General features: G+C 60.4%; 17 protein-coding genes and 2 pseudogenes. 8 read left to right on the top strand and 11 right to left on the bottom strand.

Annotated features, from left to right (window positions below; genetic code table 11):
* Nucleotides 1-3 precede the first annotated feature (3 nt).
* Both NKH12_RS02400 and NKH12_RS02395 read left to right on the top strand, forming a co-directional pair.
* Nucleotides 4-526, top strand: a pseudogene (locus tag NKH12_RS02400) (DUF4142 domain-containing protein).
* A complete protein-coding gene (locus NKH12_RS02395) occupies nucleotides 523-852 on the top strand; it encodes a cupredoxin domain-containing protein (protein WP_352951720.1) in 330 nt (109 codons plus the stop codon). Before NKH12_RS02400 ends, NKH12_RS02395 begins: the two are co-directional and overlap by 4 nt.
* Before the next feature lie 47 nt (nucleotides 853-899).
* Here NKH12_RS02395 and NKH12_RS02390 read toward each other — a convergent pair whose 3' ends face one another.
* Nucleotides 900-1082 (bottom strand): hypothetical protein, encoded by a 183-nt coding sequence (locus NKH12_RS02390; RefSeq protein WP_352951719.1) that lies wholly within the window; start codon nucleotides 1080-1082, stop codon nucleotides 900-902.
* A gap of 5 nt (nucleotides 1083-1087) precedes the next feature.
* Between NKH12_RS02390 and NKH12_RS02385 the strand changes: the two genes are divergently transcribed.
* Entirely contained in the window at nucleotides 1088-1240 is a 153-nt protein-coding gene (locus NKH12_RS02385; protein ID WP_352951718.1) for a hypothetical protein, read from the top strand.
* Nucleotides 1241-1350: 110 nt separating this feature from the next.
* On the top strand, nucleotides 1351-1740 hold the full coding sequence (locus tag NKH12_RS02380) for a YkvA family protein (protein WP_352951717.1): 390 nt from the start codon (nucleotides 1351-1353) through the stop codon (nucleotides 1738-1740).
* 107 nt (nucleotides 1741-1847) lie between these two features.
* Here the strand turns inward: NKH12_RS02380 and NKH12_RS02375 are convergent, their stop codons facing one another.
* The gene (locus NKH12_RS02375; protein ID WP_352951716.1) at nucleotides 1848-2663 is read right to left on the bottom strand and encodes a crotonase/enoyl-CoA hydratase family protein; all 816 of its coding nucleotides are present in this window, start codon (nucleotides 2661-2663) and stop codon (nucleotides 1848-1850) included.
* Nucleotides 2664-2747: 84 nt separating this feature from the next.
* On the opposite strand from NKH12_RS02375, the gene NKH12_RS02370 reads away from it, so the two are divergent.
* Nucleotides 2748-3332, top strand: a complete 585-nt coding sequence (locus NKH12_RS02370; protein WP_352951715.1) for a TetR/AcrR family transcriptional regulator — start codon at nucleotides 2748-2750, stop codon at nucleotides 3330-3332.
* 38 nt (nucleotides 3333-3370) lie between these two features.
* Here NKH12_RS02370 and NKH12_RS02365 read toward each other — a convergent pair.
* Nucleotides 3371-4598, bottom strand: a pseudogene (locus tag NKH12_RS02365) (anion transporter).
* 436 nt (nucleotides 4599-5034) lie between these two features.
* Between NKH12_RS02365 and NKH12_RS02360 the strand changes: the two are divergent.
* The gene (locus tag NKH12_RS02360) at nucleotides 5035-6327 is read left to right on the top strand and encodes an Nramp family divalent metal transporter (RefSeq protein WP_352951714.1); all 1293 of its coding nucleotides are present in this window, start codon (nucleotides 5035-5037) and stop codon (nucleotides 6325-6327) included.
* 102 nt (nucleotides 6328-6429) lie between these two features.
* Nucleotides 6430-6594, top strand: coding sequence for a hypothetical protein (locus NKH12_RS02355; RefSeq protein WP_352951713.1), 165 nt, complete (start codon nucleotides 6430-6432; stop codon nucleotides 6592-6594).
* 58 nt (nucleotides 6595-6652) lie between these two features.
* Here the strand turns inward: NKH12_RS02355 and NKH12_RS02350 are convergent, their stop codons facing one another.
* From NKH12_RS02350 to NKH12_RS02315, 8 genes are all read right to left on the bottom strand, one after another.
* Nucleotides 6653-6853: a hypothetical protein gene (locus NKH12_RS02350; protein ID WP_029354271.1), complete on the bottom strand. Its 201-nt coding sequence runs from the start codon at nucleotides 6851-6853 to the stop codon at nucleotides 6653-6655.
* A gap of 76 nt (nucleotides 6854-6929) precedes the next feature.
* Nucleotides 6930-7229 (bottom strand): DUF1236 domain-containing protein, encoded by a 300-nt coding sequence (locus NKH12_RS02345; RefSeq protein WP_352951712.1) that lies wholly within the window; start codon nucleotides 7227-7229, stop codon nucleotides 6930-6932.
* Nucleotides 7230-7700: 471 nt separating this feature from the next.
* Nucleotides 7701-7985 (bottom strand): DUF982 domain-containing protein, encoded by a 285-nt coding sequence (locus tag NKH12_RS02340; protein ID WP_352951711.1) that lies wholly within the window; start codon nucleotides 7983-7985, stop codon nucleotides 7701-7703.
* A 101-nt stretch (nucleotides 7986-8086) separates the two neighbouring features.
* A complete protein-coding gene (locus NKH12_RS02335; RefSeq protein WP_352951710.1) occupies nucleotides 8087-8266 on the bottom strand; it encodes a hypothetical protein in 180 nt (59 codons plus the stop codon).
* Between the two features lie 122 nt (nucleotides 8267-8388).
* On the bottom strand, nucleotides 8389-8820 hold the full coding sequence (locus NKH12_RS02330; RefSeq protein ID WP_352951709.1) for a response regulator: 432 nt from the start codon (nucleotides 8818-8820) through the stop codon (nucleotides 8389-8391).
* A gap of 510 nt (nucleotides 8821-9330) precedes the next feature.
* Nucleotides 9331-9669 carry a KTSC domain-containing protein gene (locus NKH12_RS02325; protein ID WP_352951708.1) on the bottom strand — a complete coding sequence of 113 codons (339 nt, stop codon included), beginning with the start codon at nucleotides 9667-9669 and terminating at the stop codon, nucleotides 9331-9333.
* Nucleotides 9670-9852: 183 nt separating this feature from the next.
* Nucleotides 9853-10101, bottom strand: coding sequence for a DUF982 domain-containing protein (locus NKH12_RS02320; RefSeq protein WP_352951707.1), 249 nt, complete (start codon nucleotides 10099-10101; stop codon nucleotides 9853-9855).
* Nucleotides 10102-10195: 94 nt separating this feature from the next.
* Nucleotides 10196-10648: a DUF982 domain-containing protein gene (locus NKH12_RS02315; RefSeq protein ID WP_352951706.1), complete on the bottom strand. Its 453-nt coding sequence runs from the start codon at nucleotides 10646-10648 to the stop codon at nucleotides 10196-10198.
* Nucleotides 10649-11668: 1020 nt separating this feature from the next.
* Between NKH12_RS02315 and NKH12_RS02310 the strand changes: the two genes are divergently transcribed.
* Nucleotides 11669-11857, top strand: a complete 189-nt coding sequence (locus NKH12_RS02310; protein ID WP_352951705.1) for a hypothetical protein — start codon at nucleotides 11669-11671, stop codon at nucleotides 11855-11857.
* Nucleotides 11858-11953 lie beyond the last annotated feature (96 nt).

Genomic DNA, 11953 nt, shown 5'->3' with positions numbered 1-11953 from the left:
GTCATGTTTATTCGATCGACCACCGCACTGGCCGCTTTCCCTGCTCAGCGCAGCGACGTTGGCGCAAGCCTCCGACAAGCCGAGCGACCCGCAGATCGCCCACATCGCCCACACAGCCGGCGTGCTTGACGTCGAGGCGGCCATGCAAGCACTGAAGAAATCGAAGAACCAGGAGATTCTCGATTTCGCCAAAGACATGGTGCGAGACCATGAAGCCGTAAACAAACAAGCGCTTGACCTGGTCAAGAAGCTCAACGTGACGCCAGAGGACAACGCCACCAGCAAGGCCCTGACCAAGGCGGCGGCCGAGGAACGGGCGAAGCTCGCCAAGCTCGACGGCACCGCGTTCGACAAGGCCTATGTCGACAACGAGGTCGCCTATCACAAGCAGGTCAACGGCGCGCTCGAAACCCTGCTGATCCCCTCGGCCGAGAATGCCGAACTGAAGAGCCTGCTGGAGACCGGCCTGAAGCTATTCCAGGGCCATGAACAGCATGCCGAACATGTCGCCGGCATGCTGAAATGAGAACAGCACCGACGGTGTCGAAACGGCATCTGTGGATTGCCATGGCGCTAACTGTTGCTGCCGCACCCGCCAAGGCCGAAACGATTGAGGTGACCATCGAGAAGCTGGTGTTCTCGCCAGCCGCTGTCGAAGCGAAGGTCGGCGACATGATCGAGTGGATCAACAACGACGTGTTCGCCCACACGGCGACCGTCAAAGGCGGCTGGGAGGTGGTTATCCCGCCGAAGACATCGGCGAGCATGACGCTGAAGACGGTGGGTTCGGTCGACTATTTCTGCCGCTTCCATCCCAATATGAAAGGCCGTCTGACGGTGACGTCGCCCTAACCAAGCCAGTAGAGACCGCCCGGCGCGCGCAGGGCGGTCGGGCGGCGTCAAGCCGCCTGGTAGCGGGGCGCCGGGTCACCGGTCTGCGTCGCGGCGAACAGGGTGGCGCGGGCGGCGTCGTAGATTTCCCACAGCGCGACGGTCTGGTCGAGGTCCGCCAGGATGCCCAGATCGGCGAACGAAACATGCTGTGCTGACGCCACTCGGAAAAGCGCGATACCAGCAGGCATATGTTGTGTGGGTCGAGGCCAACCGGCGCGTCGAGGCGATTTTGGGGGCGGCCGCGGCCGAAAAGCTGAGGAGCCTCGCCGACGATGTCGCCTCGCAGGACTTTCTCGATGCCTATGTTTCGAAGCCGGCGGGCAGCACCGAATCGTCGGAGCGTTAGAGCGCCGTGCATCCTTTGGGAGGCGCCACGGACGGTCTGGTCTAGTCTTTCTACGACCAGCGACCGCCGCTCGAATGCAGGCGGACGACAATCTGTGCTAAAGTAACCTTATGAAAGCATGGTTGGAAGCGGCAAAGAGCCGGGCGCGCGACATCAAGCTCGATGTCGTCGCCCTGTGGTTCGCCGCACGCGATCCTCGGGTGCCCTGGTCCGCGAAACTCGTGGCGGGGATGGTGGCCGCCTATGCGCTTTCCCCAATCGACCTGATCCCGGATTTCATTCCGGTGCTCGGTTATCTCGACGACCTGATCATAGTGCCGCTCGGCGTAATCCTGGCCATAAGGCTTGTTCCGCCGTCGCTGATGGACGAGTTTCGAGCGCAGGCTGCCGCGCTCGAAACACGCCCGCAAAGCAGGACGGGAATGTTCTTTATCGTGGCGCTCTGGCTGGCTTTGGCAGCTTTGCTGATCTGGGCTTTCTGGCCCACCCACGCCAAATAGTCCGATCAGGCTTTCTCCACGATCGAACGCCTTGAATACCTCCGGAACAACCGACGTCTGTTCAGCTGTTTGACGCAGGCTCCAGGAGGTGACAATCCACTTGCGCTTCACTCGCCAGTAGCAACGCGCGTCCATGAACCGGAATAGCTCGGCTTGCGGCGTGCGATCCAGGCATCGAGCCCTTCGCGCAGATCGGCGGTCGGCGCCATGCGGGCGAACTGTTCGGCCTCAACCAGCAATCCTTCCGCGATGGACTGGTTGAGGCCGCGCGTCACTGCGCTAAGGATACTGGCGACGGCCAGTTGTGAGTACTGGGAAATACGCTGAGCGAGATCCAGTGCAACCGGTATCAGGTCGTCGTGTGGAACCACTTGGTTGACGAGGCCGAGTTCGAGTGCGCGTTGCGGCGAGAACGCCTCGCCGGTCAGCAGCAATTCGAGCGCCCGCTTGCGTCCAGCGAGCCTCGGCAGGCGCTGCGTGCCGCCGAAGGTCGGGGGCATGGCGAGAATGATTTCGGGTTTGGCGAATGAGGCGCGCTCGCTGGCGACGGCAAGTGGCACGGCCTCGGTGATTTCGCAGCCTCCACCAAAGGCAAGGCCGTTGACGGCGGCGATGACAGGTTTTCGGAACGCTTCCAGCCGCGCCGTCAATCGCTGCCCGCGCATGACGAAATCGCGCAAGGCGACATCGGCGCCAAGCGCCACGCTTGCTGAGAATTCGTGGATGTCGCCGCCCGCCGAGAACGCCCGCTCGCCTGCGCCGGTGAGGATGACTGCCCGGATGGAGCCATCGATCTCGACGGCGTCGAGGATGGCCAGCAGGCGGTCGATCAAGGCGTAGTTCAGCGCGTTGAGTTTTTCAGGGCGATTGAGGGTCAGCACGGCAACTCCGTCGCGAACCTCGCCTAGGACAAGTTCGGTCATTTGGCTTCCTTTCCCGGATACGGTGGCAGGAAAGGATCAGGCTTTCGATTGTTTGTATATTCACTAGTCGGTATACCTAACGCTATGAAGCAAGCGCCCAGCCCTACCCGCAAACGCATTGTCGACGCCGCGACGAAGCTCTTTTATTCCGAGGGGATTGGCCGCGTCAGCGTCGATGCCGTCGCCGAAAAGGCAGGCCTCACCAAGCGCACGCTTTACTATCATTTCAAGAGCAAGGACGACCTGATCGCTGCCTATCTCGATGGCCGCGACCAGCCGAACCTGAAGCAGATGGCGGGCTGGTTCGACGCCGCCGAAGGTGGTCCCGATCGCAAGGTCGAAGCGATCTTCACCAATCTGGCACGCGTGGCACGCCATCCCAGGTGGAAAGGATGCGGTTTCCTGCGAACGGCCGCGGAACTCGCCGCCATGCCCGGGCACCCGGCGATCAAGGTCGGGTCGCGACACAAGGCGAATTTCGAAAAATGGCTGGCCGGCGAAATGTCAGGCCGCGGCGTCTTGGAGCCGCAGACCCTGGCGCGCGAAATCGTCCTCCTCATGGACGGCGCCTTCTCGATCATGCTGATCCACCGCAACCCCGACTATATCGAGGCGGCGGGGCATGCCGCCTCGACGCTTGTTCGGGCGAAATCCCAAAACAGCGTATGATGACCGGCTCGCAGTGCTGCCGCAACGATCCGTGTCGCCTAAAACCCGAGCGCCAGCCACGACGTCCCGGCAAGCAGCGTAACCAGCGTCAGCGGCAGGCCGACCTTGAAGAAGGCGGCGAACGACAGTGGTGTGCCGGAGACCCGCGCGTACTCGGCGACGATCAGATTGGCGACTGAACCGAGAAGCGTGAAATTACCGGCCAGCGTCGAGCTCATGGCGACGACCAGCCAGGCCCGCTCGGGGTCCTCCAGGCCTGGTATGAACGGCCGCAGCGCCAGCACGGCCGGAACGTTGCTCATGATGTTGGACAGCACTGCGGTGAAGCCGGACAGCCGCCAGACGTCGTCCAGCCCGAGGTTTTTTTGCCGAGGCGACGATGTCGGGGCTGAGCAGCGTTTTCTCGGCGCCGGCGACGACGATGAACAAGCCGGCAAACATGAACAGCAGCGGCCCGTCAATCTCGCGGTAGATGCGCGCCGGCTTGATGGCGCGGGTCACGAGAAGAATGGCGCCGCCGATGAGCGCTGCCTTGGCAACCGGGACGCCGGCAAAGAAGGCGATCGCCAGTCCGATGCAGACGACCATGGCCTTGAGCACCTGTCCCGGCAGCATGCGGCCGCGATAGACCTCGGGGCTGAGCTCGGCCTTGCGCGCGAATTCGGCGCGATAGACGATCCGTACGATGACGATGACGGCGCCGAGGCCGAACAGCGCGACCGGCGCAAGGGCTGTCGAGAAGGCCGGATAGGATATCCCCGACAGCGCGCCGATGACCATATTCTGCGGGTTGCCGGTGATGGTGGCGACGCTGCCGCAATTCGACGCCGTGGCCGTAGCGATCAGATAGGGGACAGGGTTGCGGTTGATGACGCGGGTGACGTGGACGACGATCGGCGCCATGACCAGGCAGATCGCGTCGTTGACCAGGAACGCTGACAGAACGCCGGTCAGCAGCGTCACCATCACCAGCAGCATGAACGGCGCGTGCGCGTGCTCGATGGCGACGCCGCCGAGCGCGCGAAAAGCGCCCGACACTTTCAGATGCGCCACGACGATCATCATGCCGAGCAGCAGCGTAATGGTGTCGAAATTGATGGCACGGTAGGCATCCTCCAGGCTGAGCGCGCCGATGGCGATCATGGCCGCACCGCCGAGCAGCGCGATGCCTGCCCGGTCGAGGCGCAAGCCGGGGAACCTGCCGACGGCGACGCCGGCATAAGTCAGGATCAGGATCAGCAGTGCCGCCGCACCCATCAATGCCATTCGTGGAAAAGCCCCGGTCAGGTCCGCCCTGCCCCGCCATAAAGATAGCCGGCGCAAGCTGTGATTCCTGCCGCCATACTCACCCGAGCTCAATCCGATCGGGCAAGCCTTGGCAACATCAAACATTGATGCGACGCGCACAGCGTCGGACCAGGCGCACCATCGGCCAACTCATCCAGACAATCACACCAGCAGAGTTTCTCGTAAAACGTTGGGGTATGCTTCCGTCAAAGATGAAGACTTAGAAGAAGCCCAAGCTCATTGAAATCGTGGCTCGATCGTGGCGAGGATGGAGACTGTTCCCACCTTTGGGCCGGCCGACCAGAAAGCGAAGAACGCGCCTTCGGCATGGCAAAGCGAGCGCTGAACACCCGGCTGACGCTGGAACAGGCAGCCGATTGCGGAGTTGAACCGGCGGAGGTTTGCCGGAATGAGAATGACGCAGCGCGATCCTAACGCCACTTCACCACAGGAAGACAAGAAGGACGGCATAGGGCGAGCACTTGGACTCGGCCTTATCACCGGCGCTGCTGACGACGACTGCTCGGCCATCGGTACCTATGCGAGTGCCGGCGCGCGCTTTGGCCCGGACCTGCTTTGGACCGCTCCTGTAACGCTGCCGATGATGTACACGGTCGTGTATCTCTCGTCGAAGCTCGGACAGGTTTCGGGCCGCGGCCTCTTTCATGCGATCAAGGACTTCTACCCACGGTGGCTGCTCTGGGCTGTTCTTGTGGGCGTGCTGATCGGCAACACGATCGAAGCAGCCGCCGATCTCGGCGGCATGGCTGCATCCATCAACATCTTCCTTCCTGTTCCGATCCCACTCATTGTGATCGTAGTCGCAGCCGTGATCTTTGCTCTCCAGCTTTGGGGCTCTTACACGCTCATACGAAACATCTTCCGCTGGCTTGCACTGGCCCTGCTTGCCTATGTCGGCTCAGCCATCATGGCGAAGCCGGATGCGGCCGCGGTGCTGTGGGGCACCCTTGTTCCGAAGATCGAGTTCAGCCGCGAGTTCCTGTCCATCCTGGTGGCCATCATCGGCACCACCCTTTCAGCGTATCTCTACACCTGGCAGTCGAATGAGGAGGTGGAGGAAGAGATCGCCGAGGGAAGAACGACGCTGAAGGAGCGCACGGGCGCCACGGACGGTGAACTGCGCCGCTCCCGCCGCGATATCCTGATCGGCATGATCTTTTCCAACCTCATCATGTACTTCATCATCCTGTCGACAGGGTCTACGCTGTATGAAGCTGGCGAGCACGACGTAGAGACCGCCGCTCAAGCAGCCGAAGCTCTCAGGCCGCTCGCTGGTGCAGCCGCTGGCGTACTGTTCGCTGCCGGCGTGATCGGGGTCGGGTTCCTTGCCGTTCCGGTCATGACGACAGGTGCGGCATACGATCTGGCGCAGGCTGTTGGGTGGAAGCACAGTCTCCATGCCAAGCCGCGTGAGGCGCCAAAGTTCTATATCGCGATCGGCGCCTTCACGCTGATTGCTGTCGGCCTGAATTTCCTGGGTTTCAACCCGATGAAGGCGCTCGTCTGGTCCGGCATCGTGCAGGGCTTTTCCACGCCGCCACTGCTTCTTCTTATGATGCTAATGACGAACAACCCGCGGATCATGGGAGACAAGGTCAACAGCCGCACAACCAACGCTCTGGGATGGGCTACTACGATCGCAATCTTTTCCGCCTCTTTAGGGCTGGTAGCGACCTGGTTTATCTAGGTCACCATGACGCTCGCGTCATACCCCGGCAATTCGAGCTCACTTTCGATGAAGGATTTGGTCTGCACATCTCTACCGCGCTTCCGGAGGGGGAGTGGCCAAGTGCGCGTGCTTCTTGAAGATACCAATCTTGTCGGGATAGGTAATCCGGATCTGGCGTCCGCATCCCTCGCACCTGTAGTGGGAGACGACCTGAAACCAACTGCCGTTCTTGATGACGGTGAAGTTGCACTGCGGGCACTGGAACGTCAGACCAACAGAGAATAGGCTGGGAGAGAGGGACATTGCAGCACTTCGCCTTCTGAAGGGCTTAAAGGCGGTTTGGCTAGTCCAGCGTCTCGACGACGAAGGATGCGGCAATCAAATCGTCGGCATCAATTCTGCCCTTGCCGTCCTCCATGACGGCTGCGACCTTTCGAAAGGTCTTCAGTTCGCTCTCGGTAATCCGGGCGCCGCGCATCCTCTCATTGAGGTCAGCCACGCGCATTCGCAGCGCCTGGGACGCTCCAATCTCACGGTTCGACATGGTGATCACATTCCTCCCTTGGCTGGCTTCCCGCCGCACCTTTCGGTACGGCGGGCTGTCCTCCCAGTCGCTTAGGTCATTCGATGACTTTGATGATCTTGCGTGTGCCAGGGTCAACGACAACGGTCCGGTTGTCGACCACCACGTAGCGGTATTCGGTGTCAGGAACTTCATGAAGCTCGACCGTCTCGGGCAGGGTTGAGCCGATATTGAGCTCTACCCCAGGGACCTTCACCGATGCGAGCGGCTGCTTCTTCACATACTCTCTGATGACCGTCTCCTGTTCAGGCGCGATGATTACGTCCTGAGCGGCAGCGGCACCGATACCTGCCAGCAGCAGAAACCCCGCGGCGAAAGTTGAACGATGCATTCTCATAATTGGCTCCTTGCGTGAGTTCTGTTGCGCTGAACGCCATTGTCTTCGCGCCAGCCTCACCCAACCTCAGGCGGCCGCAAACGTTCCTTGATTGGCCTTCGGTCTACTTAAAGTAGGACCTAAGTCTGACGTTGCTGTCGCAAAGGACAACGACGAGGTGCAGCCCGGAACTGCGACTCTCGGCACTCGTTTCTCGCCATGTGCTCACAGGAGAGAGACCATGGAGAATAGTATCCACCAAGCTCGCTGGTTACTCGCTCCGGTGTTCGCCGTATCGATCACGTTCCTGGCGATAGGAATCATTGTTAGCTAAAGGCACCCGATTTGAGATCCGCGCAGCTAAGTCCCTTCCTGCGCTGATAAGCGACCATCCGCCATTCCTCGATTTGGCGGGTGGTCCGCAAATTATGGCTGGCCAGTCCGGCCAGGCGAGGCCTGTCAGCGTTCAAGGTCACGAGGGCGGCAATCCCCTCACAGCAGGTCTTCGGCAACCCCGTCGAATTTCCTGAGGCCTACGCTTGGAGGCTTTTGCTTGAGAAGGCCCTGTTCAGATGCAGCCGCCTCGAATGCAGCGAACGCAGCCTGGTGACTGCAATGTCCGGCCAGGCATTCCTCGACCATTCGGATTGCCTCAAGTCGGGACGGCATGTCCATGAATGGCCATGGTTGCTGAAGCGCCGTCTCAGCATCAGGTATCGACGCAACCAGCATCGATTTGTGATTCAGGTAGATCGTAATCGGTATAAACGCCGGCATCTTTGTCGCTCTCCAGAATTGAAGGGGCTAAACGCGAAGAGATGGCGGTGGTTGCATGACCGTGCAATCGTTCGGTTCCCTGGAACGAAGAAGCCCGCGCCTCACGGACTCCCCTGCCGCTTGGCAGCTAGGGCCTTTGCTTCCCGGAGCAGCGATGCCCATTGGAGCCCGAGGAAGAAGATAAGTTCTCGGGCCTGGTCTTCGGTAATACCGGTTTCTTTGACCAAGCGTCGAACGACGAGTTCAGGGTTGTTCGGCGCTCTATCCTGTTCGTCAGCCATAGGAGAAACTCCTTGCGCTGCTAACTTCGCTATCTGGCGCTTGTTCCCGAGCGCGTGACTAAAAAAAGCCCCGAGCCAACCCTATCCGGGCCCCGGCAGTTGGCAGCTACGGCACGGGGACGTCAGTCCTCAAAGGGCAGCCAGCCGGCGGCTCTGGCGTCAGCACGGAGGGCTGCGGCCCGGAGTGGCGGCTCTGGCAAGTCAGCCGGAATCGTCGACCTCACAAGAGCGACGATCTCTTGTGGGCCGACAGCCTTGGCGATGAACTTTCCAGAGGCGAATGCTGAATCGAACCCTTCCGGGATAACACCGGTGTGCACCACGAAAGGCACGCCCATCAGGACTAACGTTCTGGCTGCCGCGGCACACTCGCCGTCCGTCAATCGCACAACGAGGACGGCCACAGCCGGGCGTTCATCTGCCAGCCACCTTTGAGCCTCCTCGCAGGATGCTGCCAGGAAGACTGTAAATCCTGCGTCGCAAAGCGCCAGTTCGAGATCCAACGCTATGAAAGGTTCACCCTCAGCAACGAGGACCACTGCCTTTTTCGCCAAAAGTGCATGTCCGATCTCGCAGCGCTTGTCTATGATGACGTGCTGCAGAAGTCCCCAACTTCAGCCCAATCCTTTGTTCCACACGAAAAAGCCCGCCGCACCTTTCGGCAGGGCGGGCGAGACTGGTCAGTCGTTCACCAGGCACGAGGGGTGGGCGGGGGGTGTGCCCGGTGCGCACCTTCGCGCGCCGGCTGCGTCTAGCAACGGGCGGTTGGAGGATTGAGCGGCAGCTAGAAGAGCGTAGCAATCCCTACTCAGTAGCCGCAGCTTGGTCGGGAGTGAGCGCACATAAGCGCGGCCCTACTGATGCCGCGCGAGCCGGTCCATGGGTGCGTTTGCTTCGGCCAGACTAGCCAGCGCTTGCTCGACTTTTTGAGCCGAGGCGTCAGTGCGCTTGATGTGCCGGATGATTTGCTGCCTCAGCCGCGCGAGCCTTTCGGCGCGATATACGTCGCCGTATCTCGCAGTTTCAAGGTGGAGAGTCGCGAGCCTCATGGGCGAGGAATCCGATTATCTAGCAGTAGAAATTCGCGAATCCGCCTTTCGTTCCGATGTCCGACCTTGCCTCGCAAAGGGCCGGCCGGACGGCCACGACGAATGAGCCGCATCCCTGCCAAAAGAGATCGTCCGCTGCTGCTCAGTCGACCGCCGGTCCAACCAGACGGTAGCGGAAGTGATTGCGGATGTGCTCGTTGAAGAAGCTGCCCTGGCGAAGGCGGCTCGGAACTCCGCGAAGGTCTCCGGCGGCACGTCCTCAAACTCGTACAGTTTGCCGCTGGCGACGAACCACACCGAAAGGACTTTTCGCACCGGATCGTATTCCGTTTTGCGTATCGAGGTGGATGGCATGGGTCGGTCGCTCGATTAAAGGCCGTCAACGGTCAGAAGCCCGTCACGTTCCTTTCTGTTGGGGCGCCCCAAATGGGACGATCGCGCGTCATTCCTGCGCGACTCGACGCTGTTGCAGCCGTAGGTGAGCCCAGGTCGGTCGGTCTCGATGGTGACCGAACCAATGAAGAGCCATGACACCTCCTACTCGGGCGCGAGATACATCTCCGCCTCCTTAGCGGCAGCCACGAAAGCCTTCCGGATTACATGCGGGTCAATTGGATCGCCCTCCAGCGCTGACAGGCAAAGCGTCCACGCCTTGTGCCAGCGAGGTCCTCTCCGGGTCCAACTCTTGAGCTGCTCAAGGGCTGCCCTCGCATTGTTACAGCCATGCCTGCCGCCGTCCGTTTCAGTCTTCACGAACACCGGACGGACGAACCAAAGCGTTGTCATTGAGGGACAACTAGAGTGGGTCGGAATGTTTGGTAGAAATTTCTGAGCGGGCCGACCGGAGAGGGGCTGGCGCGGGCACAGTTTTCCCGGAGACCTAACCGAAGTGGCGCAATACCCCTTCCTCCTGGGCAGCAGCCAGGAATGCCTTACGGGCCTCCTCAGCTTCCATCTTGTCGGCAATCACGGCAATGCAAACGCGCAGCGCGAGGTTCCACTTGGGGCCACGCTTAGTGCAGTTCAGGAGTTCCTCAACTGCTGCCTCAGCAGTGTCGACGCTGCGCGTCTGATCGGGAGGCTCAGTTCTCACGCTGACTGAGGGGCTGAACAAATGCGGCACGTTGCTGGGAACTAGGGCAGCCGCGGTCTCCTCAGCCCATTCTTGCTCTCGCCGCTCAAGCTCCTCCTGAAGCTCCACCGCTAAAGCAGCAAGCTTCGGCGGCAAAGGTCGGTCGTTCTCCAGACCTAGCTGCTTACGCAACTTCCGACGATTATCTTCCGAACTGATCAATTCTCGGAAGGAACGATTATCCCTATCTCGGGTAGCCATAACGGTTTGCCTTAGCTTTTTACGCAACTCATTGGTTGCTGAAGGGTTCCCCGAAGCGGCCGGATGAGTTGCCACAGCATTATTCGTTAAGGTCGAAGGCTACTGCGCGTCCAAACGCCGGAGCGGTCGCTACAACAAGGTCGAGCAGGGCCGTGTCACTGATTGCGAGATGAGGGCCATCTTTGCGAACCGCAGCTATAACTGCCTTGACGGAGACTGCGCCACCGTGCGGGACCTTCTGGATGGCCTCGTGCACAAGCTCCATGGCCATACGCTGGCAGTCCGTCCCAATGTCCACCTGAGGCCTCCCCTGGACATAACCCAAGCACCCATTTGTTGGCACGCCGCTTGTAAAAATCAACAACCAATTTCGTACATGGGGCCGCGAACAACTGGTAGAGGGGCGAGGACAACTGACGGGCGAAATTGACAGCTACTACTCACCCGCATCGGAAGCCACGGACAGGCCTAAGGCGATAGCTGCCTCTATAATAGCCTCCACTAGCTCGTCGTTGGATGCGACCAGATCAGGCGCAGCGTGCCGGATATGGGCCAATGTCGCTTTGACCGAAACGGTGTCCCCACGGTCCGCGCGGTTGAGAATTGCGGCGATTGCGTGCTCTTCAATTGGACCAACCCTATGCACACTCATCCGACTCTCCGAACAGATCTCGCGGCATTTCTGCACAAGAGATGCCGGAAGGAGCGAACTTCCCCTCCAACCAACTGTTCCATCCGGAAACAAAAAAACCCGCCGCACAGGAGAGCGACGGGTCGATCAAGCGATCACCGAGCGCGGGGTTGGACGGGGGTGGGTGCGCCCGGTGCGCGGATCGTGAAAAATCATATGCGGCCGGCTGCGTCGCGTCTACCAACTGGCAGTTGGCACTTTTCGGCACGGTGGGCTTATGGTGGCGTTTTGCCCCTAAGGAGAGTAGGGTTTCCCGGTCGCCCATACCTTCCGGCAATTGAGCGCTTGAGAGCGAGCAACGTGCTTTCGCCCAACGAGGGAGAAGCACCATGCAACATCTATATTCCAGCCTCGTCACGCACTATGAGAAGGCGCTGTCCTTTCAAGACAGAGTTGTCGAGCATGAGCGCCGGTGCGGACTTATCCTCCCGGAAAGCGAAGCCCTGCTAGAGATTCTGGCCGAGAATTTGGCCGAAGCCCGCCGCTCCCTCGATCGGGTGACGCACAGTCATCACTAGCTGTGAGCTTTCGGGAGGTTGTCCATTCGGACCGGACCGGGGAGACTGGAGTTACCAGGCTTCAGCACTCACCGGAGGGTCCGAATGAACATCCAC

It is taken from the genome of Mesorhizobium sp. M1322 (genome assembly GCF_040318085.1).
Taxonomy (GTDB): Bacteria; Pseudomonadota; Alphaproteobacteria; order Rhizobiales; family Rhizobiaceae; genus Mesorhizobium.
The sequence above is the reverse complement of the archived record's forward strand: the minus strand, read 5'-3'. Positions and strand labels throughout refer to the sequence as shown.